The sequence below is a fragment of the Pseudomonas sp. BIGb0164 genome, from assembly GCF_024810135.1.
In the GTDB taxonomy this organism is placed as follows: Bacteria; Pseudomonadota; Gammaproteobacteria; order Pseudomonadales; family Pseudomonadaceae; genus Aquipseudomonas.
In genome coordinates, this window is record NZ_JANUEA010000002.1 from 595,843 (window position 1) to 620,503 (window position 24,661).

General features: G+C 60.1%; 31 protein-coding genes. 15 read left to right on the plus strand and 16 right to left on the minus strand.

Translation table 11 applies throughout. From position 1 onward, the window contains the following. Positions 1-9 precede the first annotated feature (9 nt). A complete protein-coding gene (locus M2394_RS06625) occupies positions 10-1,173 on the plus strand; it encodes a 1-acyl-sn-glycerol-3-phosphate acyltransferase (protein ID WP_176995060.1) in 1,164 nt (387 codons plus the stop codon). A gap of 157 nt (positions 1,174-1,330) precedes the next feature. Here the strand turns inward: M2394_RS06625 and M2394_RS06630 are convergent, their stop codons facing one another. Continuing rightward, positions 1,331-1,588, minus strand: a complete 258-nt coding sequence (locus M2394_RS06630) for a hypothetical protein (protein ID WP_176995061.1) — start codon at positions 1,586-1,588, stop codon at positions 1,331-1,333. Between the two features lie 182 nt (positions 1,589-1,770). Here M2394_RS06630 and M2394_RS06635 point away from each other — a divergent pair, with 182 nt between their 5' ends. Continuing rightward, a complete protein-coding gene (locus M2394_RS06635; RefSeq protein ID WP_176995062.1) occupies positions 1,771-1,980 on the plus strand; it encodes a hypothetical protein in 210 nt (69 codons plus the stop codon). Between the two features lie 57 nt (positions 1,981-2,037). Here M2394_RS06635 and M2394_RS06640 read toward each other — a convergent pair whose 3' ends face one another. Then, positions 2,038-2,625, minus strand: a complete 588-nt coding sequence (locus tag M2394_RS06640; RefSeq protein WP_178922727.1) for a YajG family lipoprotein — start codon at positions 2,623-2,625, stop codon at positions 2,038-2,040. 182 nt (positions 2,626-2,807) lie between these two features. On the opposite strand from M2394_RS06640, the gene M2394_RS06645 reads away from it, so the two are divergent. Both M2394_RS06645 and mqo read left to right on the plus strand, forming a co-directional pair. Beyond that, a complete protein-coding gene (locus tag M2394_RS06645) occupies positions 2,808-3,041 on the plus strand; it encodes a hypothetical protein (RefSeq protein ID WP_178922725.1) in 234 nt (77 codons plus the stop codon). 724 nt (positions 3,042-3,765) lie between these two features. Then, positions 3,766-5,274 (plus strand): malate dehydrogenase (quinone), encoded by a 1,509-nt coding sequence (gene mqo / locus M2394_RS06650; protein ID WP_178922723.1) that lies wholly within the window; start codon positions 3,766-3,768, stop codon positions 5,272-5,274. A 69-nt stretch (positions 5,275-5,343) separates the two neighbouring features. On the opposite strand, the gene M2394_RS06655 is transcribed toward mqo, so the two are convergent. From M2394_RS06655 to M2394_RS06670, 4 genes are all read right to left on the minus strand, one after another. Further along, on the minus strand, positions 5,344-5,631 hold the full coding sequence (locus M2394_RS06655; RefSeq protein ID WP_016976601.1) for a PA4642 family protein: 288 nt from the start codon (positions 5,629-5,631) through the stop codon (positions 5,344-5,346). 192 nt (positions 5,632-5,823) lie between these two features. Beyond that, entirely contained in the window at positions 5,824-6,309 is a 486-nt protein-coding gene (locus tag M2394_RS06660) for a hypothetical protein (RefSeq protein ID WP_178922721.1), read from the minus strand. A 35-nt stretch (positions 6,310-6,344) separates the two neighbouring features. Beyond that, positions 6,345-6,812 carry a WbuC family cupin fold metalloprotein gene (locus tag M2394_RS06665; protein WP_259171942.1) on the minus strand — a complete coding sequence of 156 codons (468 nt, stop codon included), beginning with the start codon at positions 6,810-6,812 and terminating at the stop codon, positions 6,345-6,347. 3 nt (positions 6,813-6,815) lie between these two features. Then, entirely contained in the window at positions 6,816-7,373 is a 558-nt protein-coding gene (locus M2394_RS06670; protein ID WP_176995068.1) for a hypoxanthine-guanine phosphoribosyltransferase, read from the minus strand. A 164-nt stretch (positions 7,374-7,537) separates the two neighbouring features. Between M2394_RS06670 and upp the strand changes: the two genes are divergently transcribed. Both upp and M2394_RS06680 read left to right on the plus strand, forming a co-directional pair. Then, positions 7,538-8,176 (plus strand): uracil phosphoribosyltransferase, encoded by a 639-nt coding sequence (upp, locus tag M2394_RS06675; RefSeq protein ID WP_105520868.1) that lies wholly within the window; start codon positions 7,538-7,540, stop codon positions 8,174-8,176. Positions 8,177-8,178: 2 nt separating this feature from the next. Continuing rightward, positions 8,179-9,453: a uracil-xanthine permease family protein gene (locus M2394_RS06680; protein ID WP_016974275.1), complete on the plus strand. Its 1,275-nt coding sequence runs from the start codon at positions 8,179-8,181 to the stop codon at positions 9,451-9,453. Between the two features lie 130 nt (positions 9,454-9,583). Here the strand turns inward: M2394_RS06680 and hisC are convergent, their stop codons facing one another. The 10 genes from hisC to M2394_RS06730 all read right to left on the minus strand — a co-directional run bounded on the left by hisC (position 9,584) and on the right by M2394_RS06730 (position 17,622). Beyond that, positions 9,584-10,636, minus strand: a complete 1,053-nt coding sequence (hisC, locus tag M2394_RS06685) for a histidinol-phosphate transaminase (protein WP_259171943.1) — start codon at positions 10,634-10,636, stop codon at positions 9,584-9,586. 3 nt (positions 10,637-10,639) lie between these two features. After that, on the minus strand, positions 10,640-11,962 hold the full coding sequence (gene hisD / locus M2394_RS06690; protein ID WP_259171944.1) for a histidinol dehydrogenase: 1,323 nt from the start codon (positions 11,960-11,962) through the stop codon (positions 10,640-10,642). 128 nt (positions 11,963-12,090) lie between these two features. Continuing rightward, the gene (gene hisG, locus M2394_RS06695; protein WP_003188599.1) at positions 12,091-12,726 is read right to left on the minus strand and encodes an ATP phosphoribosyltransferase; all 636 of its coding nucleotides are present in this window, start codon (positions 12,724-12,726) and stop codon (positions 12,091-12,093) included. Between the two features lie 215 nt (positions 12,727-12,941). Further along, positions 12,942-14,207 (minus strand): UDP-N-acetylglucosamine 1-carboxyvinyltransferase, encoded by a 1,266-nt coding sequence (gene murA / locus M2394_RS06700; protein ID WP_178922713.1) that lies wholly within the window; start codon positions 14,205-14,207, stop codon positions 12,942-12,944. A 23-nt stretch (positions 14,208-14,230) separates the two neighbouring features. Next, the gene (locus tag M2394_RS06705; protein ID WP_178922711.1) at positions 14,231-14,470 is read right to left on the minus strand and encodes a BolA family protein; all 240 of its coding nucleotides are present in this window, start codon (positions 14,468-14,470) and stop codon (positions 14,231-14,233) included. A gap of 114 nt (positions 14,471-14,584) precedes the next feature. After that, positions 14,585-14,890: a lipid asymmetry maintenance protein MlaB gene (locus M2394_RS06710; protein ID WP_178922709.1), complete on the minus strand. Its 306-nt coding sequence runs from the start codon at positions 14,888-14,890 to the stop codon at positions 14,585-14,587. Continuing rightward, positions 14,887-15,537, minus strand: a complete 651-nt coding sequence (locus M2394_RS06715; RefSeq protein ID WP_176995074.1) for a phospholipid-binding protein MlaC — start codon at positions 15,535-15,537, stop codon at positions 14,887-14,889. Before M2394_RS06715 ends, M2394_RS06710 begins: the two co-directional genes overlap by 4 nt. An 11-nt stretch (positions 15,538-15,548) precedes the next feature. Then, positions 15,549-16,016: an outer membrane lipid asymmetry maintenance protein MlaD gene (mlaD, locus tag M2394_RS06720; RefSeq protein WP_005784855.1), complete on the minus strand. Its 468-nt coding sequence runs from the start codon at positions 16,014-16,016 to the stop codon at positions 15,549-15,551. Then, entirely contained in the window at positions 16,016-16,813 is a 798-nt protein-coding gene (gene mlaE / locus M2394_RS06725; RefSeq protein ID WP_178922707.1) for a lipid asymmetry maintenance ABC transporter permease subunit MlaE, read from the minus strand. The genes mlaD and mlaE overlap by 1 nt, the downstream gene beginning before the upstream one ends. Then, on the minus strand, positions 16,813-17,622 hold the full coding sequence (locus tag M2394_RS06730) for an ATP-binding cassette domain-containing protein (RefSeq protein WP_053254426.1): 810 nt from the start codon (positions 17,620-17,622) through the stop codon (positions 16,813-16,815). Before M2394_RS06730 ends, mlaE begins: the two co-directional genes overlap by 1 nt. Before the next feature lie 312 nt (positions 17,623-17,934). Between M2394_RS06730 and M2394_RS06735 the strand changes: the two genes are divergently transcribed. The 9 genes from M2394_RS06735 to rapZ all read left to right on the plus strand — a co-directional run bounded on the left by M2394_RS06735 (position 17,935) and on the right by rapZ (position 24,653). Further along, positions 17,935-18,909 carry a KpsF/GutQ family sugar-phosphate isomerase gene (locus M2394_RS06735; RefSeq protein WP_178922705.1) on the plus strand — a complete coding sequence of 325 codons (975 nt, stop codon included), beginning with the start codon at positions 17,935-17,937 and terminating at the stop codon, positions 18,907-18,909. Next, on the plus strand, positions 18,909-19,433 hold the full coding sequence (locus M2394_RS06740) for an HAD family hydrolase (protein ID WP_178922703.1): 525 nt from the start codon (positions 18,909-18,911) through the stop codon (positions 19,431-19,433). The genes M2394_RS06735 and M2394_RS06740 overlap by 1 nt, the downstream gene beginning before the upstream one ends. An 8-nt stretch (positions 19,434-19,441) precedes the next feature. Continuing rightward, positions 19,442-20,014 carry an LPS export ABC transporter periplasmic protein LptC gene (lptC, locus tag M2394_RS06745; protein ID WP_178922701.1) on the plus strand — a complete coding sequence of 191 codons (573 nt, stop codon included), beginning with the start codon at positions 19,442-19,444 and terminating at the stop codon, positions 20,012-20,014. After that, positions 20,001-20,534: a lipopolysaccharide transport periplasmic protein LptA gene (gene lptA / locus M2394_RS06750; RefSeq protein ID WP_259171945.1), complete on the plus strand. Its 534-nt coding sequence runs from the start codon at positions 20,001-20,003 to the stop codon at positions 20,532-20,534. Before lptC ends, lptA begins: the two co-directional genes overlap by 14 nt. Next, positions 20,534-21,259: an LPS export ABC transporter ATP-binding protein gene (lptB, locus tag M2394_RS06755; protein WP_016974288.1), complete on the plus strand. Its 726-nt coding sequence runs from the start codon at positions 20,534-20,536 to the stop codon at positions 21,257-21,259. The genes lptA and lptB overlap by 1 nt, the downstream gene beginning before the upstream one ends. A gap of 184 nt (positions 21,260-21,443) precedes the next feature. Then, positions 21,444-22,937 (plus strand): RNA polymerase factor sigma-54, encoded by a 1,494-nt coding sequence (locus tag M2394_RS06760; protein WP_176995080.1) that lies wholly within the window; start codon positions 21,444-21,446, stop codon positions 22,935-22,937. A 75-nt stretch (positions 22,938-23,012) separates the two neighbouring features. After that, complete coding sequence (gene hpf / locus M2394_RS06765; protein ID WP_003171804.1) at positions 23,013-23,318, plus strand: ribosome hibernation-promoting factor, HPF/YfiA family; 306 nt, start codon at positions 23,013-23,015, stop codon at positions 23,316-23,318. A gap of 10 nt (positions 23,319-23,328) precedes the next feature. Further along, on the plus strand, positions 23,329-23,793 hold the full coding sequence (gene ptsN, locus M2394_RS06770) for a PTS IIA-like nitrogen regulatory protein PtsN (protein ID WP_259171946.1): 465 nt from the start codon (positions 23,329-23,331) through the stop codon (positions 23,791-23,793). Positions 23,794-23,795: 2 nt separating this feature from the next. After that, positions 23,796-24,653 carry an RNase adapter RapZ gene (rapZ, locus tag M2394_RS06775; protein WP_178922695.1) on the plus strand — a complete coding sequence of 286 codons (858 nt, stop codon included), beginning with the start codon at positions 23,796-23,798 and terminating at the stop codon, positions 24,651-24,653. Positions 24,654-24,661 lie beyond the last annotated feature (8 nt).

Genomic DNA, 24,661 nt, shown 5'->3' on the forward strand with positions numbered 1-24,661 from the left:
GAGAGCATGATGGGCGAATTCGATACCATCCGACCTTACAACGACAGCGAAGTCCCGGCAGTGCTGGCACGTCTGTTCAGTGACAAGGCCTTTCTGGACATCCTGACCCACTTCCGCTTCCCGCGCTTTGCCGGCGCCCTGGGCTGGCTGCTCAAGCCGATGATCGCCCGCAAACTGCGCCGTGAGTTCGCCGGCGTCACCACCGTGGCCACGCTGCAGGACAAAGTCGAGTATTACGTCGACCACACCATCGACCGTGCGACCGACGGCGTGACCTACACCGGGGTCGAGCAGCTCAAGTCGGGCACCGCCTACCTGTTCCTCGCCAACCACCGCGACATCGTGATGGACCCGGCCTTCGTCAACTACGCCGTGTACCACGCCGGCCTGCCAACGCCGCGTATCGCCATCGGCGACAACCTGCTGCAAAAGCCGTTTGTCAGCGACCTGATGCGCCTGAACAAGAGCTTCATCGTGCACCGCTCGATCACCGGGCGAAAAGAGAAAATGGCGGCCTACCAGTTGCTGTCAGCCTATATCAACCACTCTATCCGCAATGACGGCGCGTCGATCTGGATCGCCCAGGCCGAAGGCCGTGCCAAGGATGGGGACGATCGCACTGAGTCGGCGATCCTCAAGATGTTCCACGTCAGCCGCAAGGACGAGCCGTTTGCCGAGGTGATCCAGTCGCTGAACCTGACGCCGGTGTCCATCAGCTACGAATACGACCCCTGCGATTCAGCCAAGGCCCGCGAGCTGTACATCCGCGCCACCACCGGCACCTACAGCAAGGCGCCGGGTGAAGACGACGTGAGCATTGCGCTGGGCATCACCGGCTACAAGGGCCGCGTGCACGTGAACTTCGCGCCGCCGATCACCGAACGCTTCGAGGACACCAAGTTGCTGGCGGTGGAAATGGACCGACAGATTCTCGGCGGTTATCGGTTGTTCCCGGTGCATTACCTGGCTTACGCCCAATGGAGCGACGCCGACCCACAATTGCAGGTGCCGACGGCAGCCGAGGTATTCCCGGCCGATGAGCTGGCCAAGGCCAAGGCGGAGTGGGAGCGACGCTTGAACGAATGCCCGGCCGAGCACCGGCCGTTCCTGGTGGTGCAATATGCAACGCCAGTGCGCAATCAGTATCGGGTGAAGGCAGGAATCCCCCTGTAAACACCGATTCAAACGGTGGGAGCTGGCTTGCTGTGGCGAGGGAGCTTGCTCCCGCTCGACAGCGTAGCTGGAGCCGGCTCTTTGGGGGCGCTTCGCACCCCAGCGCAAGCAAGCTTGCTCGCCACAGCAAGCCAGCTCAGTTGTTTTGTGGTGTTTTTTACAGGCGGGTGCTGATCCAGGAAACAGCCAGCGCCAGGCCCAGGCAGGCAAACCCGATGCGGTAAGCCAACCGGTGCGCCCGCTCGGTGCGCACATCCAGAAACAGCATCGGCTGGTCGATCGCGCGATCTTCGCTCTGGGCGGTCAGGTCGGCCATCGCTCGCTGCTCTCGCAGACGGGTAATAAACAGCAGCGCGGCAGCCGGGCAGGCCACCAATAAAGCAACAGCATTGATCAGCAGTGCGGGCAGCGCCATCGCAAACCTCGGTGAATCAGTATCCAGGTATCAATTCAGATACAAACCTGAACGATAGTCGCCTCCTGCGCCTAACCACTCCGTCCCCCATTAACGGCTAATGTATCCAGTAATTTACATCGTCACCTGAACGTCACCTTAACAAGCCACTCTGTTGCCCTTCGAACGTTCGGGAGCTTGTCATGCTGCATGCGCAAAACCAGGATCGGCTGTATCTGATTGCTCAAAGCGATGAGCAGGAGGCCCTCGTCGGCGGCCTCGCCTTCAACGTTCAGGACCGTCATTGGCTGGTGTATTGCGCGCTCGGCGGACACCAGCACGCCGACCTGCCGGAGCAGGACCTGCTCACTGGCGTGAGTGTGCTGGACTTTTATGTCGAAACGGCTGCATGAACGCTACAGGCGTAAAAAAACCGGGCTCATCACTGAGCCCGGTTTTTTTATAAGCGGTTACTGCGAGCTGAGCAGTTGGCCGATGCTTGGGTCCTTGAACAGGCGGGTCAAGGCATCGCTCAGCACATCGCTAACCAGCTTGGTGTTGGTTTCCTGGTTCGGCGCCATGCCGAAGCGCTGGTTCAGGGACGCACCGTAACGGCCGCTGTAGCGGCGGGTGCCGGCGGAGACGTCGGACTTGAAGGTGGCGCCAATGGACGCCTCGGTCACGTACAGGCCTTCTTTAGGCGACTGGTACTTCAGCTCGGCCAGGGTGATGGTCAGCTGCGGCGCACCCGGCGCATTGGGGCTTGGCGTGAAGCCCAGCAGGCGCACGGCGGCTTCCGCCTGGGCCTGCAGCTTGGGCAGTACGTCCTGGGCATTCACAGAAACCAAAGCGGTTTCAGGGTACAGGCCACCGCGCGAACCGAGGGTAGGCGACGGACGGCCATCGACCACACGCACCGACACCGGCTGGCCATGCCCGACCGGCGCCAGCTGCGAGGTGACTTTCGGCTCTGGGCTGAGTTGTTGCGGGCTGTTGGCGCAGCCAACCAGGGTCAAACTGGTCACAGTGATCAAACCGAACAACAGGCGTTGCAACATACTCATTTCTCCAGGACTAGGCGCAAACAGGCCAGCAGTATAACGGTGCACGCCCGCCACTCACCAGCCATCCTGAACGGCGGCTGAAGCCGGGTTGAAATTACAATTTCGCATAAATCCGTCATTTCAATGTCATGGCACACTGGCAACCTTCGAGCATGTAACGTAATAGGTACAAAGCCATGCGCCTTCTCAAATCGCTGTTCATGCCAAACGCCCGTCATCGCCACTATGCCCTGCTTGACGCACACGGCCATTGCCTGGCGTTCAAGCAATGCAGCTTGCCACCGGTCGGCGAAGGCTGGGTGGAAGTGGCCGAGACCCATCTGGGCTGGATGCACCGTCCGCTGCCGGCCAGCGCCCGGGTGAACACGAGGGTGGCACACGAGCATCCACGTCACGCGCTGGCTTCCTGACCAAAGCCTTAATAAAAGTCATAAAACACGCCCATTTCCTTGGCGTTCTTCGCTACAATCTCCCCCCGATTATAAGGACGTCTCCTGATCGGGCCTCGCAGCATCGTTAATGCCTCGGCATTAACCCCCAATCGCCCACAGAGAGCCGCCCACACAGATCGAATAGAGCTGGCGTGCTTGCTGCTGTCGTTGCACACCACCCCTCTGTATCGCATCTGCCAGAGCTGCCATTGCGCTCGGCCACTTGTGTTGTTTGCCCGTTTTTGCCGCGTGTCGGCAAGGTATCCGGGCCAGGTGCCAGGCTGGGGCAGCCCTTTTTTGAGGTTCACGTCTTCAAAAGAGCGTGAAAAAACGGGTTTTCACAACTTCACAAGAGTGTGGCGAGCAAATGAATAGTTTGGCGTTTGTACAAGCACCATCAGCGTCTGGAACAGCCCAACCACACAGGACCGAGCACGCCTCAACAACCGGAGCTTGAGCCTGTCCGCTACGGATTGGTTGCACGAATCACACGCTTTGACCATAAGTCGAATTGCCACAGGCGCCCATGAATGCGTTCATAGGCAGATTAGCCCGGCAGGAAGCGTGTGCTGAAGGTGCAAGGAATTGCGAATCGGACATGGCGATCCTGGCCATGGGTAATCTGGGGCAACACGTGAACCGCCCCATCACTCCTGGCAGCCATGCCGTCAATTTGGTGCTGCAGATTTTGGAGACGCGTTAAATGGCGCATAACGAAGCAGTCGACGTAGTACTGGTAGGGGCCGGCATCATGAGTGCCACCCTGGCCGTACTGCTCAAAGAGCTCGACCCCGGCCTCAAGCTGGAAGTCGTTGAGCTGATGGATTCGGGTGCCGCGGAAAGTTCCAACCCGTGGAACAACGCCGGTACCGGCCACGCCGGGCTGTGTGAGCTGAACTACACGCCGCAGGCCGCCGATGGCTCCATCGATATCAAGAAAGCCGTGCACATCAACACTCAGTTCGAGGTGTCGAAGCAGTTCTGGGCATACCTGACCAAAAAGGGCACCTTTGGCTCGTCCAAATCCTTTATCAGCCCGGTACCGCACCTGAGCTTCGTGCAGGGCGAAAAAGGCGTGTCCTTCCTCAAGAAGCGTTTTGAATCCCTCAGCCAGCACCACGCGTTTTCGGACATGCACTACACCGAAGACCGCAGCGAGATGGCTGAGTGGATGCCGCTGATGATGCCGGGCCGCCCGCTCGATGAAAAAATCGCGGCCACCCGTGTCATGAACGGCACCGACGTCAATTTCGGTGCGCTGACCAACCAACTGCTGAGCCACCTGACCAGTTCGCCCGACGCGCAGGTCAAGTACTGCAAGCGCGTGACTGGCTTGAAGCGCAACGGTGCCGGCTGGACCGTGAGCATCAAGGACGTGAACAGCGGCAACAGCCGTGAAGTGGATGCCAAATTCGTGTTCCTCGGCGCCGGTGGCGCTGCCCTGCCGCTGCTGCAGGCCTCGGGCATCGAGGAAAGCAAAGGCTTTGGCGGCTTCCCGGTCAGTGGCCAGTGGCTGCGTTGCGACAACCCGGACGTGGTCAAGCACCACCAGGCCAAGGTCTACAGCCAGGCTGCCGTAGGTTCGCCGCCGATGTCCGTGCCGCACCTGGACACCCGCGTGGTCGATGGCAAGAAGTCTCTGCTGTTCGGGCCATACGCTGGCTTCACCACCAAGTTCCTCAAGCACGGCTCGTTCCTTGACCTGCCCATGTCGATTCGCGCCGGCAACATCGGCCCGATGCTGGCGGTAGCCCGTGACAACATGGACCTGACCAAGTACCTGGTCAGCGAAGTGCGCCAGTCCATGGAACAGCGCCTGGAATCCCTGCGTCGTTTCTACCCGGAAGCGAAAGCCGAAGACTGGCGCCTGGAAGTGGCCGGCCAACGGGTGCAGATCATCAAGAAAGACCCGAAGAAAGGCGGCGTGCTGCAATTCGGCACCGAGCTGGTCGCGGCCAAGGACGGCTCGCTGGCCGCTCTGCTGGGCGCCTCTCCGGGTGCTTCGGTGACGGTTTCGATCATGCTGGAGTTGATCGAGAAGTGCTTCCCGCAGAAAGCCGCCGGCGAATGGGCTGCCAAACTGCACGAGATCTTCCCGGCGCGGGAAAAAGTCCTGGAAACGGACGCCGAGCTGTATCGCAAGATCAACGCGCAGAACAACATCAGCCTGGAGCTGGTTGCGCCTGCCGCCGAGACCGAGAGCTACGCTTGAGGCCTTGAAGCCATAAAAAACGCCCCGTCCTCTGCATGAGAACGGGGCGTTTTTTTATGCCTCGGATAATCAGCCGCGAGCGTTTTCGATCAATTCGATGTACTCGTCCGCGTTGCGCTGGTCCTTGATCAGGTCGACGAAGGTCTGGCCATGCTCGTCCTTGCCGTCGAGGTCCAGGCCGGCCTCCTTGAAGAAGCCCAGGAATCGCTCGAAATCGTCGATACGCAGGCCACGGTAGGCCTTGATCAGTTTGTGCAGGGACGGCGACGTCGCATCAACCGGTTCGAAGTCCAGGAACAACTTGATCTGGTCGTCGCCGATCTCGTCACCAATCACCTGTTTCTTATCTTTACGCATTACCGACTCCAGCCTGCAGACATTTACACGGGAAAAGCAGTTTACCTGCGGCGCGCGTGCTTCGGAAACAATGAAGATCCAATGTGGGAGCGGGCTTGCTCGCGAATGCGGAATGTCAGTTAAAGATAAGTTGACTGACCTATCGCATTCGCGAGCAAGCCCGCTCCCACAATTGGATCTACTGTGTTCTGGCTACTGGGTACGCACGGCGCCGGTATGCAGATCCGCCCAGATATGCCCATTGGCGTAGCTCAGGAATTGCACATACACCGTTTCATTGCGCAGCAAGTCGACGATCACACGGTACTGGGCCACGGGGTAGGACAAGGTCAGGGTCTTGCTCTTGTCGTCGTAGGCCGGCTTTTTCAGGCTTTTGCTTTCGGCATCGAAGTTGAGCACCACCTGGGCGATGGTAGCGCCCTTGTTCAAGGACTTGCCCTTGAGGCGGATCATCAGCGGCGAGGTCACCGGAATCGGCTGCTGGGTGGACTGACGCTGGTTGCCGACGACAACCGCGTACTCCGTGACTTGCAACAGTTGCTGCTGGTCGGCAGCCTCTGCGCGCAGGGTCAGGTCGTCGGGCGGCAAAAACTGGCTGTGCATCACCGCAGGCGCAGCCGCCAGTGGCAAGCTGAGGGTCAGCGCCAGGGCAGCGCAGGTGCGTATCAACAGGCTCATGGGCCGCTCCAGAAAAGGTGGCCGAGCACTGTAGCTCAATCGAACTGGGCAAGCATCCAGCGTTGATACTCGGCCACGCCGGCATCGCCTTCGCGAGGCGCCCATTCAGGCTGCTCGCCCTCCCCCACCGGCCGATAGGGGCCGGCCTTGCATTCGAACATCACAGTGCCGGGCTCAAGCACCACCAGGCCGTGGAAAACCCCGGGCGCAAGATCGACACCGGAGCACTCGCCGCCCGCCTGCATCACGCGCTTGGCAATCACTTCGCCGGCTTCGCTGAACACCAGCAGGCCCAGGCGCCCTTGAAGGACCAGCAAGGTTTCTGCCTTGTCAGCCCCCAAGTGTCGGTGAGGCGGAATATAGGTACTGGGCTGCAGCCCCACCGCCATGCGATGGCACGGCTCTTCCATCTGGTGGAAGTTGTGGTGGGTCCGGCCACGGGGGCTGGCGCCCGCTTTCTCGGCCAATTCGGCAAACAGCGTCTGATCAAGAAAGCGAGTCATGGCTTACATCCCTTTGACGGCATAGATACCGTTGGCGTTGCGCCAGTAACCTTTGTAGTCCATGCCGTAACCGAAGATGTAACGGTCGATGCACGGCAGGCCCACGTAATCGGCTTTCAGGTCTGGGCGAGCCTTGCGGTCGTGGTCCTTGTCGATCAGCACGGCGGTGTGCACTTTGCGCGCGCCGGCGTGTTTGCAGAAGTCGATGATCGCGCCCAGGGTGTGACCTTCGTCGAGGATGTCGTCGATGATCAGCACGTCACGGTCGATGAACGAGACTTCTGGCTTGGCTTTCCAGAACAGGTCGCCGCCACTGGTCTCGTTGCGATAACGGGTGGCGTGCAGGTAGGACGCTTCCAGCGGGAATTGCAGGTGGGTCAGCAATTTGCCGGCGAAGATCAGGCCACCGTTCATCACGCAGAAGACCACCGGGTTGGTGTCGGCCATTTCGCGAGTAATGTGTGCGCCGACCTCGGCGATCGCTGCTTCGACTTGCGCTTCGGTGTACAGGCAGTCAGCCTCACGCATGATTTGACGGATATGCTCAAGATCAGCGGACATGGCGCTCTCCAAGGGGGTGCTGTGGCAAGAAAAGCGGGCGAAGGTACGCTTCTCGTGCGCTCCGAGCAAGCCTTAATGGACTAACGTACTAGATGTCTATAGGACAACACCCTCGGATAGATTAATCTAGGCCGGTTTTTTTGCCCGCCGCCGGAGCCTTTCCCATGCCCACTCGCGAGATCCGCCACCCGCTGATCCGACACAAACTCGGCCTTATGCGCCGCGCCGACATCAGCACGAAGAATTTCCGTGAGCTTGCTCAGGAAGTCGGAGCGTTGCTCACTTACGAAGCCACCAAGGATCTGCCCCTGGAAACCTACGAGATCCCCGGTTGGGCCGGTCCCGTCCAGGTCGAGAAGATCGCTGGTAAGAAAATCACTGTGGTGCCTATTTTGCGCGCCGGTATCGGCATGCTCGAAGGCGTCCTCAGCCTGATTCCGGGCGCCAAGGTCAGCGCCGTAGGCGTGGCCCGCAATGAAGAAACGCTGGAAGCCCATACCTACCTGGAAAAACTCGTCCCGGAAATCGACGAGCGCCTGGCCATGATCATCGACCCGATGCTCGCCACCGGCAGTTCCATGGTCGCCACCATCGACCTGCTGAAAAAAGCCGGCTGCAAGGACATCCGCGCCATGGTGCTGGTGGCTGCGCCGGAAGGTATCGCCGCTGTCGAGAAAGCCCACCCGGACGTGCAGATCTACACCGCGTCCATTGATGAGCGCCTGAACGAGCACGGCTACATCATCCCGGGCCTGGGCGATGCCGGTGACAAGATCTTCGGCACCAAGCAGAAGGACGCGTGAGCATGCAGGATGAATTCAACGACCCGCTTTGGCGCCAGATCCTGTCTGGCGCACAAATGCTCTTCGTGGCATTTGGCGCGCTGGTGTTGATGCCGCTGATCACAGGTCTTGATCCAAACGTTGCACTGTTCACCGCCGGCCTGGGCACGTTGTTGTTCCAGCTGGTGACAGGTCGGCAGGTGCCGGTTTTCCTGGCGTCGAGCTTTGCCTTCATCACGCCGATCATTCTCGCCAAGGGCCAGTTCGGCCTCGCCGCGACCATGGGCGGGGTGATGGCGGCCGGTTTCGTTTATACCTTCCTGGGCCTGGCGGTGAAGATCAAGGGCACCGGGTTTATCGACCGGTTGCTGCCCCCTGTGGTCATCGGCCCGGTGATTATCTCCATTGGCCTGGCGATGGCGCCGATTGCGGCCAATATGGCGATGGGCAAGGCCGGTGATGGCAGCGAACTGATCCATTACCAGACGGCAATGATGATCTCGATGCCGGCGCTGCTGACCACGTTGATCGTGGCGGTGTTCGGCAAAGGCATTTTCCGCCTGGTGCCGATCATCTCCGGCGTGCTGGTCGGTTTTGCCATGTCGTTCTACTTTGGCGTGGTCGACACCGCAAAAATTGCCGCTGCACCGTGGTTCGCCCTGCCCCACTTCACTGCGCCGGAATTCAACTGGCAGGCCATCCTGTTTATCGTCCCAGTGGCCCTGGCCCCGGCGATCGAACACATCGGTGGCGTGATTGCGGTGGGCAGCGTGACCGGTCGCGACTACCTGAAGAAGCCCGGCCTGCATCGCACCCTGCTGGGTGACGGCATCGCCACGACGGCAGCCGGTTTGTTTGGCGGCCCGCCGAACACCACCTACGCCGAAGTGACCGGTGCGGTGATGCTGACCAAGAACTACAACCCGAAGATCATGACCTGGGCGGCCATCTTTGCCATCAGCCTGGCGTTTATCGGTAAGTTCGGCGCGTTGCTGCAGAGCATTCCGGTGCCGGTGATGGGCGGGATTCTGTGCCTGCTGTTCGGCTCGATTGCGGCGGTGGGGATGAACACACTGATCCGCCACAAGATCGACCTGGGCGAAGCGCGCAACCTGGTGATTGTGTCGGTGACGCTGGTGTTCGGGATTGGCGGTGTGCTGGTTGGCACCGGCACCGGCCCGGATGATTTCGGCCTCAAGGGCATTGCCCTGTGTGCGGTGGTGGCGATTGGTTTGAACCTGCTGCTGCCGGGCAATGATGGTTGGAAGAACAAGAAGTCGGATGAGCCGTTGATCTAACTGCCTCAACGCAAAACCAAATGTGGGAGCGGGCTTGCTCGCGAATGCAGTGTGTCATTCAGCACATCAGTGACTGAACCACCGCATTCGCGAGCAAGCCCGCTCCCACATTTTTTGATCTTCAGGGAGCTTAGAGCTCGCCCAGGCCGTCGATCAGCGCCTGATTCTGCTCCGGCGTACCGATGCTGATCCGCAGGAACTGGGCAATCCGCTCCTGCTTGAAGTGCCGCACGATCACACCCTGCTCACGCAGTTTGGCCGCCAGGCCGGCAGCGTCGTGCTTGGGATGACGGGCAAAGATGAAGTTGGCCGCCGAAGGCAACACCTCAAACCCCTTGCCTTCCAACTGAGCGACCACCTTATTGCGGCTGTCGATCACCAGTTGGCATGTCTTCTCGAAATACTCACGGTCCTCAAACGCTGCCGCCGCGCCGACAATCGCCAGGCGATCCAGCGGGTAGGAGTTGAAGCTGTTCTTGACCCGCTCCAGCGCTTCGATCAGGTCCGGGTGGCCCACGGCCAGGCCCACGCGTAAACCGGCCAGTGAGCGCGATTTGGACAGGGTCTGGGTCACCAGCAGGTTCGGGTAGCGGTCCACCAGGCTGATCGCGGTCTCACCGCCGAAGTCGATATAGGCTTCATCGACCACCACCACCGAATCCGGACTGGCCTTGAGGATCTGCTCCACCGCATCCAGCGCCAGCACGCAGCCCGTCGGCGCGTTCGGGTTGGGGAAGATGATCCCGCCGTTGGGCTTGGCGTAATCCGCTACCCGGATCTGGAACTGCTCGTCCAAGGGCACAGGGGCCGACCGGATGCCGTACAGGCCGCAGTAGACCGGATAGAAGCTGTAGCTGATGTCCGGGAACAGCAGCGGCAGATCGTGCTGGAACAAACCGTGGAAGATGTGCGCCAGGACTTCGTCGGAACCGTTGCCGAGGAACACCTTGCCGGCATCCACGCCGTAATACTTGGCCACGGCCTGCTTGAGCAGGTCGCTGTTGGGGTCCGGGTACAGGCGCAGGTTGTCGTTCAGCTCGGCCTGCATCGCGGCCAACGCCTTGGGCGATGGGCCGTAGGGGTTTTCATTGGTGTTGAGCTTGACCAGCTTGGTCAGCTTCGGCTGCTCGCCGGGCACGTAAGGCACGAGGTCCTTGACGAAAGGGCTCCAGAATTTGCTCATGTCTCAGTTCCCCTTCTGTTCAAGGATGCGGTATTCGGCGCTGCGGGCGTGGGCACTCAGGGACTCACCGCGGGCCAGTACCGAAGCGGTCTTGCCCAGCTCGGAAGCGCCCTGCGGCGAGCAGAAAATGATCGACGAACGCTTCTGGAAGTCGTACACCCCCAGCGGCGACGAGAAGCGTGCAGTGCCGGAGGTCGGCAGCACGTGGTTCGGGCCCGCGCAGTAGTCACCCAGGGCTTCGCTGGTGTGGCGGCCCATGAAGATCGCACCGGCGTGGCGAATCGACGGCAGCCAGGCCTGAGGGTCGGCCACGGACAGTTCCAAGTGCTCCGGCGCGATACGGTTGGCCACTTCGATGGCCTGCTCCATGTTACGCACCAGGATCAGCGCGCCGCGGCCATTGATCGACTTCTCGATGATCTCGGCGCGCTCCATGGTGGGCATCAGCTTATTGATGCTGGCGGCGACCTTGTCGAGGAACTCGGCATCCGGGCTGACCAGGATCGCCTGGGCGTCTTCGTCGTGCTCGGCCTGGGAGAACAGGTCCATGGCAATCCAGTCCGGATCGGTCTGGCCATCGCATACCACGAGGATTTCCGAAGGGCCGGCGATCATGTCGATACCAACCTGGCCGAACACATGGCGCTTGGCAGTGGCAACGTAGATGTTGCCAGGGCCGACCACCTTGTCGACCTTCGGCACGCTTTCGGTGCCATAGGCCAGGGCCGCAACGGCCTGTGCGCCACCGATGGTGAACACACGGTCGACACCGGCGATGCACGCTGCCGCCAGCACCAGTTCGTTGATTTCACCACGCGGGGTTGGCACCACCATGACCACTTCGGTCACGCCGGCCACCTTGGCAGGAATGGCGTTCATCAACACCGACGATGGGTAGGACGCTTTACCGCCTGGCACATACAGGCCGGCACGGTCCAACGGCGTGACCTTCTGGCCCAGCACGGTGCCGTCGGCCTCGGTGTAGCTCCAGGAGTCCTGCTTTTGCTTCTCGTGGTAGCTGCGCACCCGCGCCGCCGCCACTTCCAGGGCTTCGCGCTGGGGCGCAGTGATGCGCGTCAGGGCCAGCTCCAGGCGTTCGCGGGGCAGGATCAGGTCGGCCATGGACTTGACGTCCAGGCCATCGAACTGGCGGGTGAAGTCCACCAGCGCCGCATCACCGCGCTCGCGCACGGCCTTGATGATGTCGAGCACCCGCCCGTTGACCGAATCGTCGGACACGCTTTCCCAGCTCAGCAGATGATCCAGATGATGGGCGAAATCCGGATCGGCAGCGTTGAGTCGGGCAATTGCAGTGGACGTGGTCATAGCGAGGGCCTCATAGGATTGGCAAAAATGCTCAGGCGCCGAAAGTTAGCAGTCGATCCGCTTGGGCACCTGAGAATTCTGGCTATGAGGCGGATAGACGGGCGCAGCTGTTCAGCTACGCGGGTAAGTCAACCGCGGTGTCGCGACTCCACTGCCTTGCGCAGGGTGTCGATCAACGCCTGGATACGGGCGTGCTGCATCTTCATCGACGCTTTGTTGACGATCAGGCGGGAGCTGATGTCAGCAATGAAATCCTGAGGCTCCAGGCCATTGGCACGCAGGGTGTTGCCGGTGTCGACCACGTCGATGATCTTGTCGGCCAGGCCGATCAACGGGGCCAGCTCCATCGAACCGTAGAGCTTGATGATGTCGACCTGGCGACCTTGCTCGGCGTAGTAACGCTTGGCAACGTTGACGAACTTGGTGGCCACGCGCAGGCGCCCCTTTGGCTCGACATCACCGACACGGCCGGCAGTCATCAGCTTGCACAGCGCGATACGCAGGTCCAGCGGCTCGTACAAACCCTGGCCGCCGTATTCCATCAGCACGTCCTTGCCGGCGACACCCAGGTCGGCCGCGCCATGCTCAACGTAGGTCGGCACGTCGGTAGCCCGCACGATCAACAGACGGACGTCGTCCTGGGTCGTGGGGATGATCAGCTTGCGGCTCTTGTCCGGATTCTCGGTCGGCACGATGCCCGCTTCAGCCAGAAGCGGCAAAGTGTCGTCAAGGATGCGGCCCTTGGACAGTGCGATGGTCAACATGGGAAACGTCAGTCCTTCATCAGGCTATTGCTGTCCGGTCGCGAACGGCGCCAGACACAGTTCGAGGCCATTACAGCCTCGATTTTAAACAAATTCAGCATATTGCTTCTTCAACTTGTAGTGAGCGGGCTTGCCCCGCAACGTGGTGTGTCAGGCGCCTTAACCCTCCCTGATACACCGCGGCGCGGGGCAAGCCCGTTCACTACAAACAGCAACTAGCCCGGTACGCGGCGGATTTTCGCGCCGAGCATCTGCAGTTTCTCTTCGATGCACTCGTAACCACGGTCGATGTGGTAGATGCGGTCGATCAGGGTGTCGCCCTCGGCGATCAGCGCCGAGATTACCAGGCTGGCCGAGGCGCGCAGGTCGGTGGCCATCACTGGCGCGCCCTTGAGCTTCTCGGTGCCGGTCACGATGGCGGTGTTGCCTTCGACCTGGATCTTGGCGCCCATGCGGTGCAATTCGTACACGTGCATGAAGCGGTTTTCGAAGATGGTCTCGATGACCGCACCGGTGCCTTCGGCAATGGCGTTCAGGGAGATGAACTGCGCCTGCATGTCGGTCGGGAACGCCGGATAGGGAGCGGTACGCACGTTGACGGCCTTGGGACGCTTGCCGTGCATGTTCAGCTCGATCCAGTCTTCGCCGGTGGTGATTTCGGCACCGGCTTCGCGCAGTTTCTCAAGCACCGCTTCCAGGATGGTCGGATCGGTGTCCTTGACCTTGACGCGGCCACCGGTGACGGCAGCGGCAACCAGGTAAGTGCCGGTCTCGATACGGTCCGGCATTACTTTGTAGGTGGCCGAGTGCAGGCGTTTCACACCGTCGATGGTGATGGTGTCGGTGCCAGCGCCGGTGATATTGGCACCCATGGCGATCAGGAAGTTGGCCAGGTCGACCACTTCCGGCTCGCGCGCGGCGTTTTGCAGGACGCTGCGGCCGTTGGCCAGGGCAGCGGCCATCATGATGTTCTCGGTACCGGTCACGCTGACGGTATCGAAGAAGAAGTTGGCACCACGCAGGCCGCCTTCCGGCGCCTTGGCCTTGATGTAGCCGCCTTCGACGTCAATGGTCGCGCCCATGGCTTCGAGGCCACGGATGTGCAGGTCAACCGGACGCGAACCGATGGCGCAACCGCCAGGCAGTGCCACTTCGGCTTCGCCGAAACGGGCAACCATCGGGCCCAGTACCAGGATCGAGGCACGCATGGTTTTCACCAGCTCGTACGGAGCGACCAGGGTCTTGATGGTGCGCGGGTCGATTTCGACGGCCAGCTTCTCGTCGATCACCGGCTCAATACCCATGCGACCGAACAGTTCGATCATGGTGGTGATGTCGTGCAGGTGCGGCAGGTTGGCCACGGTAACCGGGCCATCGCACAGCAGGGTCGCCGCCAGGATCGGCAGAGCGGAGTTTTTCGCACCGGAAATGCGAATCTCGCCATCAAGGCGGGCACCGCCGGTAATAATCAATTTATCCATAAGAATCTCGACGCCTTGGGGGCTCAGGTGCGCTCGGCCCAGGCCGCGCGGCTGAAAAATTTCATAGTGACCGCATGGATGCTGCCATCGGTGATCCATGGGTTCAAATGGGCATAGATCTGCTGCTGACGCTTGACCGGGCTCAATGCCGCCAGTTCATCGCTAATCACGTTCAGCTGGAAGTTGCAGCCTTCGCCTTCAACTTCTACGTTCGTATCCGGCAGCTTTCCTTCAAGGAAGCGCTTAACTTCTAGGGCCTGCATGCTCAACCTCTATCGGCGCCCAGTGCGCACGGGTCGCACATCATACAAAAAAGCCCCGCGCCTGCGAACCCCGCATAGCAGGACTCTGACGGGGGGCTTTCCTGAAAATGGCTATTAAGGATGCGCCAACAGCTCGGTCAGGCCAGAAACCTCGGCAATTTCCCGCATGTCCTCGGGCATTGCACGGATGCTGACCGGCTTTTTGATCGCCTCGGCATCTCGGATAAAGCACAGCAATAACGACAAGCCAACGCTGCTGGACTTGGTCACCGCCGAGCAATCGAGCACCAGTGCAGGCGCGGTGCTGGTCTTGATCAGCGCCTGGCCCTGCTTGCGCAGGTCAGGCCCGGTGCGGTAGTCCAGCACGCCGCTGAGGAACAACTCGCCGGCGTCGCCGAGACGAACAGCCGACTCGGTCATTGTGCGGACTTCCCGGCAGCTTGCTTGTCAGTTTCTTCCTTGGCCTTGGCCACTTCACCGGCCCAACCGTTGATGGTCTTGTCCAGGTCGTTGCCGTTGCGCTGCATGGCGTCAGCGAACTGATCACGGAACAGCTTGCCGATGTTGATGCCGTTGATGATCACGTTGCGCAGTTTCCACTCGCCGTTGACCTTCTCCAGCGTGTACTGCACAGGGTAGACCGCGCCGTTGTTGCCTTTGACAGTCATGCCGACGCTGGTACGGTCGCCCGACTCGTCCTTGGCAGGGTCCACGGTGATGCCCTGGTTGTTGTACTCAAGCAGCGCGTTGCCGTAGAACTGGAACAGGCCCTTCTTGAAGTTTTCCTGGAAGGTCTGCATCTGCGCCGGGGTCGCCTTGCGCGAATACTTGACGGTCATGATGCTGCGGGAAATGCCTTCGGCATCCACCACCGGGCCCACGATCGAGTTCAGCGCGTCGTAGAACTTACTCGGGTCCTGCTTGTACTGCTCTTTGTTGGCAGTCAGGTCAGCCAGCATCTTGCTGGTCGTATCCTGCACCAGATCGTGCGCAGAACCTGCCGCGTTGGCCAGCAGCGGCAGCGCTGCAAGCAATACCAGCAGGCCACGTCGCAAGGTAGAGATCATGAACAGATTCCTCATTTGGCGTCTTTATTGACCGTATTGAGCAGGAATTTACCGATCAGGTCTTCAAGCACCAGCGACGACTGCGTGTCGTGGATGGTCGAACCATCCTTGAGCAGGGCTGTTTCCCCGCCCACGCTGACACCGATGTACTTCTCGCCCAGCAGACCCGCTGTGAGGATAGATGCAGTGGAGTCAGTCGGCAGATTATCTACCTTCTTGTCCACCTGCATGGTCACCCGGCCGGTGAAGCTGTCGCGATCCAGATCGATTGCCGTGACCTTGCCGATGGTAACGCCGGCCATGGTCACTTTAGCTCTGACCGTCAAACCGGCGATATTGTCGAAGTACGCATAAAGTTTATAAGTATCGGCGGTGGGGCTGGCCGACAGGCCACTGACCCGCAGGGCCAGCAACAGTAAAGCCAGGATGCCAGCCAGCAAGAAAAGGCCGACACCGATTTCCACAGTGCGGTTTTGCATCAGAAATCTCCAAACATCAAGGCGGTCAAAATGAAGTCAAGGCCCAGTACCGCCAGCGAGGCGTACACAACGGTCTTGGTGGTGGCGCGACTGATCCCTTCTGAGGTGGGCTCACAGTCGTAGCCTTGGAATACGGCGATCCAGGTCACTACAAAGGCGAAAACGATGCTTTTGATGATGCCGTTGAGCACGTCACCACTGAAGGTCACGCTGTTCTGCATGTTGGCCCAGTAGGAACCGTCATAGACGCCCAGCCAGTCAACCGCCACCCACGAACCGCCCCAGATACCGACCACGCTGAAGATCATTGCCAGCAGCGGCAGGGAAATGAAGCCGGCCCACAGGCGCGGGGCGACGATGTACTTGAGCGGGTCCACGCCGATCATTTCCAGGCTGGACAGCTGTTCGGTGGACTTCATGTTGCCGATTTCTGCCGTCAGGGCAGAACCGGCGCGCCCGGCAAACAGTAAGGCGGTGACCACCGGCCCCAGTTCACGCAACAGCGTCAGGGCGACCATCTGCCCCACCGCCTGCTCCGAACCGTAACTGGACAGAATGTTGAAACCCTGCAGCGCCAGCACCATGCCAATGAACACGCCGGAAACGACGATGATCACCAGGGACATCACGCCCACCGAGTGCAACTGCTTGATCAGCAGGCCAAAACCGCCGCCGATGCCGCCACGACCGAGCAAGGCATGAAACAGGAAGAGGGTGGAACGGCCCAGCACTTCGACAATGTCGATGCCCGAGCGGCCGAAAAGGCGAACCTTTTCGATAAGAGATGTCTTGCGCATCAGCGCTTCCCCAGAAGATCTGAGCGGTAGTCCGCTGCCGGAAAATGGAAAGGCACCGGGCCATCAGGATCGCCGGTCATGAATTGGCGAATGCGCGGGTTATCGGCGTTCATCAACTCTTCTGGAGTGCCCTGCCCCAACACCTGGCCATCACCGACGACATAGAGGTAGTCGGCGATGCTCGCGGTTTCGGCCAGGTCATGGGAAACCACGATACTGGTGATACCCAGCGCATCGTTGAGCAATCGAATGAGGCGTACCAATACGCCCATGGCGATCGGATCCTGACCCACGAACGGTTCGTCGTACATGAGGATCTGCGGGTCGAGGGCGATGGCCCGCGCCAGTGCGACACGGCGCTTCATGCCACCGGACAGTTCGTCAGGCATCAGGTCGACGGCACCGCGAAGGCCCACGGCCTGCAGTTTCAGCAACACAATGTCACGAATCATTTCATCGGACAGCTGGGTATGCACCCGCAGCGGAAACGCCACGTTTTCGAATACATCGAGATCGGTGAACAACGCACCGCTCTGGAACAGCACACCCATGTGCTTGCGCGCATCGAACAGGTCGCTGCGCGACAGCGTCGGCAGGTTCTGTCCATTGACCCACACTTCGCCGGCACTGGGCCGCAATTGCATGCCCATCAGGCGCAACAGAGTGGTCTTGCCACAGCCTGAAGGGCCCATGATGCCCGTGACCTTGCCGCGGGGAATGCGAATATCGACGTTATTGAAGATGCTGCGCGTCCCGCGCTTGAAGGTAAGGCCCTTCAGCTCGACCGCGTAGGCGTTATCGGCACTCATCTAAACTCCTTGGGATGCAGCCTCTCACTCAGACACCATGTGTACGACATTCGTTTGCAACGGATGTGCAAGCAGGTAGCCACATGGGTTGGGTGAACCGAACTGGCGGCGAACTATATCACTGCTGGTGCGGCGCCCCCAAGGCCGGAACTGCGCTTGTTCAGATTGACGACAGGGAAAAACATTGCCGACTGTGTTGGGCGGGAGCGGAATCTCTGACGCCTTGTGAATAAAGCCTGACGAACTTGCGTGAGGGAATTGATCATTACCGCTATAATCGCCGACTTTTCGTCAGGCTATACGATTTCAGACATGAGCCAATCCAGCGACCTTATTCAATCCGCACAGCGCACCATCCGCCTCGAGCTCGAAGCCGTAGAGGGCTTGCTGGCCCATATCGACGCGGATTTCGTACGCGCCTGCGAGATGATTCTGGCCAGCAAAGGCCGCGTTGTTGTGGTCGGCATGGGTAAATCCGGACACATCGGCAACAAGATCGCCGCCACGCTGGCAAGCACCGGGACCACCTCGTTTTTCGTGCATCCGGCAGAAGCCAGCCACGGCGACATGGGCATGATCACCAAGGATGACATCATCCTGGCGCTGTCCAACTCCGGCACCACCAACGAAATCGTCACCCTGTTGCCGCTGATCAAGCGCCTGGGCATCAAGATGATCAGCATCACCGGCAACCCGGAATCGACGCTGGCCAAGGCCGCCGAAGTGAACCTCAACGTTCACGTGGCCCACGAGGCCTGCCCGCTGAACCTGGCGCCGACGTCATCGACCACCGCCGCCCTGGTCATGGGTGATGCGCTGGCCGTTGCCCTGCTGGAAGCCCGCGGTTTTACCGCAGAAGACTTCGCTTTCTCCCATCCCGGTGGCGCCCTGGGCCGCCGCCTGCTGTTGAAAGTGGAAAACGTCATGCATGCAGGCGATGAATTGCCTCACGTCCAGCGCGGCACGCTACTGAAGGACGCGCTGATGGAAATGACCCGCAAGGGCCTCGGCATGACCGTTATCCTGGAAGCCGATGGCCGCCTGGCCGGGGTATTCACCGACGGCGACTTGCGCCGCACCCTGGACCGCACCATCGACATCCACACCGCGACCATCGATGCGGTCATGACCCCTCATGGCAAGACCGCACGCCCGGAAATGCTGGCTGCAGAAGCGCTGAAGATCATGGAAGACCACAAGATCGGCGCGCTGGTGGTGGTCAATGAAGATGACCGCCCTATCGGCGCCCTGAACATGCACGACTTGCTGCGTGCGGGAGTAATGTAATGACAGGCGACCTGTTGCAACGCGGCAAGAACATCAAGCTGGCGATTTTCGACGTCGACGGCGTGCTGACCGATGGCCGCCTGTACTTTCTCGAAGACGGCAGCGAATTCAAGACGTTCAATACCCTCGACGGTCAGGGCATCAAGATGCTGATGGCGGCAGGAGTGCAAACGGCCATTATCAGCGGTCGCAAGACCCCGGTTGTGGAACGTCGTGCACAAAACCTGGGGATTCCTCACCTGTATCAGGGCCGTGAGGATAAACTGGTGGTTCTGGACGAGCTTCTTGGCCAACTCAACCTAAGCTATGAGCAGGTCGCCTACCTCGGTGACGACCTGCCCGACCTGCCGGTCATTCGCCGGGTAGGCCTGGGCATGGCTGTCGCCAACGCGGCAGCATTTGTTCGTGAACACGCCCATGGCATCACCACGGCCCGTGGCGGCGAAGGTGCCGCGCGTGAGTTCTGCGAATTGATCCTGCGCGCCCAGGGCAGCCTTGAAGCGGCCCACGCCGCCTACTTATAGAGCGTTTTATGCTGAGCAAAAAGATTCGCAACTTCCTGCTATTCGGGGTCATCGCCGCGCTGTTCCTCGCGGTGGGCTACTGGAATATCAGCCCGGAGCGCTTCCTCGACAAGCCTGTAGCGCAGGTTGACGACGGGGCCATCGACTATTACGCCATCAACGCCAAAAGCGTGCAGTTCCTGCCCGACGGCAAGGTGCAGTACGAAATGACGTCGGACAAGGTCGAGCACTTGAAGGCTACTGAAGTGACCTTGCTGACCAACCCCGACATGAACATCTATCGCGGCACCGAGTTTCCGTGGCACGTCACCAGCAAGCGTGGCGAGGTCAACCCGGACGGCACCCAAGTAGAACTGATCGACTCGGTACGCGTTGCGCGCACTGACGACAAGAACCGCGACACCGTGATCACCACCAGTCGCATGACCGTATTCCCGCAGAAGCAATATGCGCAGACCGAGCAAGACGTTAGAATCGACGGCGCTGGCGGTGTATCGACTGGCAAGGGAATGAAAGCGTATTTGAAAGAAAGCAGGATACACCTGCTATCGAACGTAAGAGGACAGTATGAGGCTCGTTAAAACTCTCCCTATTTTGCTCGGTCTGGGCGCAGCACTGGGAAGCGTGAGCGCCTGGGCTCTGCCGAACGATAGCCAGCAACCGATCCACATCCAGGCTGACGATGCGCAGTTGGATGACAAGCAAGGCGTGGCGACCTACACCGGTGGCGTGATCATTACCCAGGGCTCGATGAAGATCACTGGCAACACGGTGACACTGACCCGCACCAAGAGCGGCGATATCGACGTCGTGACCTCGGTGGGCAACCTGGCCTATTTCGAACAGAAGCAGGCACTTGCCGACACCGCCCCGATGAAGGGCTATGGCAAGACCATTCAGTATCACGCCCAGCAGAACCGCATTGTCCTGATTGACCAGGCCAAGGTCGTCAGCACCGACGGCAACACCACGGAAGGTGAAAAAATCACCTATGACACCGTGAAACAGGTCGCCAACGCCGGTCGCGCCAATGGCAACAAGGTCACCGCACCTCGTCCGCGTATCGACATGGTTATCCAGCCGAAGAAGAAGGCCGAGTAATGGCAACCCTGAAAGCCCAGCATCTGGCCAAGGCCTACAAAAGCCGTCAGGTCGTGCGCGACGTCAGCCTGTCGATCGACAGCGGCCAGATCGTCGGCCTGCTCGGCCCCAACGGTGCCGGCAAGACCACCTGTTTCTACATGATCGTCGGCCTGGTCCAGGCAGATCAGGGCCGCGTACTGATCGACGACCTGGATGTCAGCCACCAGCCGATGCACGGTCGTGCTCGCGCCGGTATCGGCTATCTTCCCCAGGAAGCGTCGATCTTCCGCAAACTGTCGGTTTCGGACAACATCATGGCGATCCTGGAGACCCGCAAGGAACTCGACCGTGACGGCCGCCGCAAGGAGCTGGAAAGCCTGCTGCAGGAATTCCATATCAACCACATCCGCGACAACCTGGGCATGAGCCTGTCCGGTGGCGAGCGTCGCCGTGTGGAAATCGCCCGCGCATTGGCCACCGCGCCGAAGTTCATCCTGCTGGACGAACCGTTCGCCGGCGTCGACCCGATTTCGGTGGGCGATATCAAACAGATCATCCACCACCTCAAGGCCAAGGGGATCGGCGTACTGATCACTGACCACAACGTTCGCGAGACCCTCGATATCTGTGAAACCGCTTATATCGTCAACGATGGCCAATTGATCGCCGAAGGCGACTCCGCCACCATCCTGGCCAACGAACTGGTCAAGGAAGTGTACCTGGGCCACGAGTTCCGCCTGTAAGCGTCGCGGTGTCAGGCCGAACGCCAGCGCGCGCGGGAGTCAATAAAAACCTCAGTTTTTTTATTGTTACCGCGCTCTAGGCAAAGCCCCCGATATCAGGCATATAATTTGCTTATGTTTGGCGCTCACGCGCCCTGTCGTGGATGGCGCATTGCGCCGGCGAATAAGGTGTTAAGCCCCTGCCATGAAACCATCGCTAGTCCTGAGAATGGGCCAGCAGCTGACGATGACACCGCAGCTGCAACAGGCCATCCGCCTGCTCCAATTGTCGACCCTGGACCTGCAACAGGAAATCCAGGAGGCCCTGGAGTCCAATCCGATGCTCGAACGCCAGGAAGAAGGCGACGACTTCGACAATGCAGACCCGCTGGCTGACAACATCGAGCAAAAACCCAATTCCGACGTGCAGGAACCCTCCTATCAGGAAACCGCCCCGACGGTGGACAACCTGGAGGACGGCGAATGGAACGAACGCATTCCCAACGAGCTTCCCGTGGACACGGCCTGGGAAGACGTCTACCAGACCAGTGCCAGCAGCCTGCCAAGCAATGACGATGACGAGTGGGACTTTACCACCCGCACGTCCGCCGGCGAGAGCCTGCAGAGCCATCTGCTGTGGCAACTGAACCTGGCACCGATGTCCGACACCGATCGCCTGATCGCCGTCACCCTGATCGACTGCATCAATAACCAGGGCTACCTGGACGAAACCCTTGAGGAAATCCTTGAGGCATTCGACCCGGAACTGGACATTGAGCTGGACGAGATCGAAGCCGTCCTGCACCGAATCCAGCAATTCGAACCGGCCGGCATTGGCGCCCGGACCCTCAGCGAGTGCCTGCTGCTGCAATTGCGCCAACTTCCGGCCAAGACGCCTTGGCTTGCCGAGGCCCAGCGCCTGGTCAATGACTACATCGACCTGCTGGGCAGCCGCGACTACAGCCAGCTCATGCGCCGCATGAAGCTCAAGGAAGACGACCTGCGCCAGGTCATCGAGCTGGTCCAGAGCCTCAACCCACGCCCCGGTTCGCAGATCGAGTCCAGCGAAGCTGAATACGTCGTCCCTGACGTGATCGTACGCAAGGACAACGAGCGCTGGCTGGTGGAGCTTAACCAGGAGTCGGTACCACGCTTGCGCGTCAACCCGCAGTACGCCGGTTTTGTACGTCGTGCCGACACCAGCGCCGACAACACCTTCATGCGCAACCAGTTGCAGGAAGCGCGCTGGTTCATCAAGAGCCTGCAAAGCCGCAACGAAACCCTGATGAAAGTCGCCACCCAGATCGTCGAGCACCAGCGCGGCTTCCTGGAATACGGCGACGAGGCGATGAAGCCGCTGGTGCTGCATGACATCGCCGAAGCAGTGGGCATGCATGAATCGACGATCTCCCGGGTGACCACGCAGAAATTCATGCATACCCCACGGGGTATTTATGAACTGAAATACTTTTTCTCCAGCCACGTCAGCACCTCCGAAGGCGGCGAATGCTCGTCCACGGCGATCCGCGCGATCATCAAAAAACTGGTTGCCGCTGAAAATCAGAAAAAGCCATTGAGTGACAGTAAGATCGCTGGTTTACTGGAGGCACAAGGCATTCAGGTCGCCCGTCGAACCGTCGCCAAGTACCGCGAGTCCCTCGGGATCGCGCCTTCCAGCGAGCGTAAGCGTTTGATGTGACGGGCGGGCCACAGCGTTCCAGTGGCAGGCACCCCGGCCTGCCGCTTTATGCACTGGCAACGAAGGAGAAGCTGTATGCAAGTCAACATCAGTGGACACCAGCTGGAAGTCACCAAACCCCTGCGTGAATACACCGAAAGCAAGCTGAACAAGCTGGCAGGGCATTTTGACAAGATCACCAACGTGCAGGTCATCATGGAGGTCGATAAGCTCAAGCAGAAAATCGAGGCCACCCTGCACGTACCGAATGCAAAGCTCGTCGCCAATGCGGAGCATGAAGACATGTACGCGGCGATCGACTCGCTCTACGACAAGCTGGACCGCCAACTCATAAAGCATAAGGAAAAGAATCTGCACCTGATGCAAGGTACAGGTCGTTAACTCTCCCCCCATGATCCGACTTGAAACCATCCTGACCCCCGGCCGTTCCCTCGTGAACGTGCCGGGCGGCAGCAAGAAAAAAGCCCTCGAACAAATTGCCAACCTGATCGCGCGCGAAGTGCCGGATCTGGAGATGCAAGATGTCTTCGACGCGCTGATTGCCCGTGAAAAACTCGGCTCCACCGGTTTTGGCAACGGCATCGCCATCCCCCACTGCCGTCTCAAGGGTTGCGAAACACCTGTCAGTGCCCTGCTGCACCTAGAAGCTCCCATCGATTTCGACGCCATCGACGGCGCCCCGGTCGACCTGCTGTTTGTCCTGCTGGTCCCGCAAGCCGCCACCGATGCGCACCTGGAACTGCTTCGGCAGATCGCCAGCATGCTTGACCGCAAGGACGTACGCGACAAACTGCGCGGCGCCAGCAGCAATGAGGCGCTTTATCAGGTTGTCCTGGATGAACAGAACGGGCAGTAATCATGCGTTTGATCATCGTCAGCGGCCGCTCCGGCTCGGGTAAAAGCACCGCCCTCAATGTCCTTGAGGACAACGGCTTTTATTGCATCGACAACCTGCCGGCCGGCCTGCTGCCGGAGCTGGCGGAACGCGCACTGATCCACACCGAGCTGGCCCAGCCCCTGGTTGCCGTTTCGATTGATGCCCGCAACCTGCCCAGCCACCTTGAGCGTTTTCCGCAACTGCTCGAGGAGGTCAGGGCCAAGCATATTCATTGTGATGTGCTGTACCTGGACGCCGACGAAGAAACCCTGCTCAAGCGCTTTTCCGAGACCCGCCGACGTCACCCCCTCAGCAGCCCCCATCGCTCCCTGGCAGAAGCCATCGAGGATGAAACCAAGTTGCTGGGCCCGATCATTGACCTCGCCGACCTCAAGATCAACACCACCAGCCTCAATCTGTATCAGTTGCGCGATGCCATCAAGCTGCGCCTGCTCAACCAACCGGAACCTGGCACGGCGTTTCTCGTGGAGTCGTTCGGCTTCAAGCGCGGCATGCCGGTGGACGCCGACCTGGTGTTCGATGTGCGCTGCCTGCCCAACCCTTACTGGAAGCCGGAACTGCGCGAACAATCCGGGCTGGACTTGCCTGTAGCCGAATACCTGGCCGCGCAGCCGGATGTTGAAGAGATGTTCCAGGATATCTCCAGCTACCTGCTCAAATGGCTACCCCGCTTTGCCGCGAGCAATCGCGCGTACGTCACCATTGCCATCGGCTGCACCGGTGGTCACCACCGCTCCGTCTACCTGACCGAGCGCCTGGGCCAGGTGCTGCAACAAACCCTCAAGAACGTCCAGGTCCGCCACCGCGACCTTAGCTGAAAGGAACA

Coding starts and splice junctions, on each gene's coding strand:
- M2394_RS06625 (WP_176995060.1), top strand. CDS start 10: ATGGGCGAATTCGATACCATCCGACCTTACAACGACAGCGAAGTCCCG.
- M2394_RS06630 (WP_176995061.1), bottom strand. CDS start 1,588: ATGGCGCTGCCCGCACTGCTGATCAATGCTGTTGCTTTATTGGTGGCC.
- M2394_RS06635 (WP_176995062.1), top strand. CDS start 1,771: ATGCTGCATGCGCAAAACCAGGATCGGCTGTATCTGATTGCTCAAAGC.
- M2394_RS06640 (WP_178922727.1), bottom strand. CDS start 2,625: ATGTTGCAACGCCTGTTGTTCGGTTTGATCACTGTGACCAGTTTGACC.
- M2394_RS06645 (WP_178922725.1), top strand. CDS start 2,808: ATGCGCCTTCTCAAATCGCTGTTCATGCCAAACGCCCGTCATCGCCAC.
- mqo (WP_178922723.1), top strand. CDS start 3,766: ATGGCGCATAACGAAGCAGTCGACGTAGTACTGGTAGGGGCCGGCATC.
- M2394_RS06655 (WP_016976601.1), bottom strand. CDS start 5,631: ATGCGTAAAGATAAGAAACAGGTGATTGGTGACGAGATCGGCGACGAC.
- M2394_RS06660 (WP_178922721.1), bottom strand. CDS start 6,309: ATGAGCCTGTTGATACGCACCTGCGCTGCCCTGGCGCTGACCCTCAGC.
- M2394_RS06665 (WP_259171942.1), bottom strand. CDS start 6,812: ATGACTCGCTTTCTTGATCAGACGCTGTTTGCCGAATTGGCCGAGAAA.
- M2394_RS06670 (WP_176995068.1), bottom strand. CDS start 7,373: ATGTCCGCTGATCTTGAGCATATCCGTCAAATCATGCGTGAGGCTGAC.
- upp (WP_105520868.1), top strand. CDS start 7,538: ATGCCCACTCGCGAGATCCGCCACCCGCTGATCCGACACAAACTCGGC.
- M2394_RS06680 (WP_016974275.1), top strand. CDS start 8,179: ATGCAGGATGAATTCAACGACCCGCTTTGGCGCCAGATCCTGTCTGGC.
- hisC (WP_259171943.1), bottom strand. CDS start 10,636: ATGAGCAAATTCTGGAGCCCTTTCGTCAAGGACCTCGTGCCTTACGTG.
- hisD (WP_259171944.1), bottom strand. CDS start 11,962: ATGACCACGTCCACTGCAATTGCCCGACTCAACGCTGCCGATCCGGAT.
- hisG (WP_003188599.1), bottom strand. CDS start 12,726: ATGTTGACCATCGCACTGTCCAAGGGCCGCATCCTTGACGACACTTTG.
- murA (WP_178922713.1), bottom strand. CDS start 14,207: ATGGATAAATTGATTATTACCGGCGGTGCCCGCCTTGATGGCGAGATT.
- M2394_RS06705 (WP_178922711.1), bottom strand. CDS start 14,470: ATGCAGGCCCTAGAAGTTAAGCGCTTCCTTGAAGGAAAGCTGCCGGAT.
- M2394_RS06710 (WP_178922709.1), bottom strand. CDS start 14,890: ATGACCGAGTCGGCTGTTCGTCTCGGCGACGCCGGCGAGTTGTTCCTC.
- M2394_RS06715 (WP_176995074.1), bottom strand. CDS start 15,537: ATGATCTCTACCTTGCGACGTGGCCTGCTGGTATTGCTTGCAGCGCTG.
- mlaD (WP_005784855.1), bottom strand. CDS start 16,016: ATGCAAAACCGCACTGTGGAAATCGGTGTCGGCCTTTTCTTGCTGGCT.
- mlaE (WP_178922707.1), bottom strand. CDS start 16,813: ATGCGCAAGACATCTCTTATCGAAAAGGTTCGCCTTTTCGGCCGCTCG.
- M2394_RS06730 (WP_053254426.1), bottom strand. CDS start 17,622: ATGAGTGCCGATAACGCCTACGCGGTCGAGCTGAAGGGCCTTACCTTC.
- M2394_RS06735 (WP_178922705.1), top strand. CDS start 17,935: ATGAGCCAATCCAGCGACCTTATTCAATCCGCACAGCGCACCATCCGC.
- M2394_RS06740 (WP_178922703.1), top strand. CDS start 18,909: ATGACAGGCGACCTGTTGCAACGCGGCAAGAACATCAAGCTGGCGATT.
- lptC (WP_178922701.1), top strand. CDS start 19,442: ATGCTGAGCAAAAAGATTCGCAACTTCCTGCTATTCGGGGTCATCGCC.
- lptA (WP_259171945.1), top strand. CDS start 20,001: ATGAGGCTCGTTAAAACTCTCCCTATTTTGCTCGGTCTGGGCGCAGCA.
- lptB (WP_016974288.1), top strand. CDS start 20,534: ATGGCAACCCTGAAAGCCCAGCATCTGGCCAAGGCCTACAAAAGCCGT.
- M2394_RS06760 (WP_176995080.1), top strand. CDS start 21,444: ATGAAACCATCGCTAGTCCTGAGAATGGGCCAGCAGCTGACGATGACA.
- hpf (WP_003171804.1), top strand. CDS start 23,013: ATGCAAGTCAACATCAGTGGACACCAGCTGGAAGTCACCAAACCCCTG.
- ptsN (WP_259171946.1), top strand. CDS start 23,329: ATGATCCGACTTGAAACCATCCTGACCCCCGGCCGTTCCCTCGTGAAC.
- rapZ (WP_178922695.1), top strand. CDS start 23,796: ATGCGTTTGATCATCGTCAGCGGCCGCTCCGGCTCGGGTAAAAGCACC.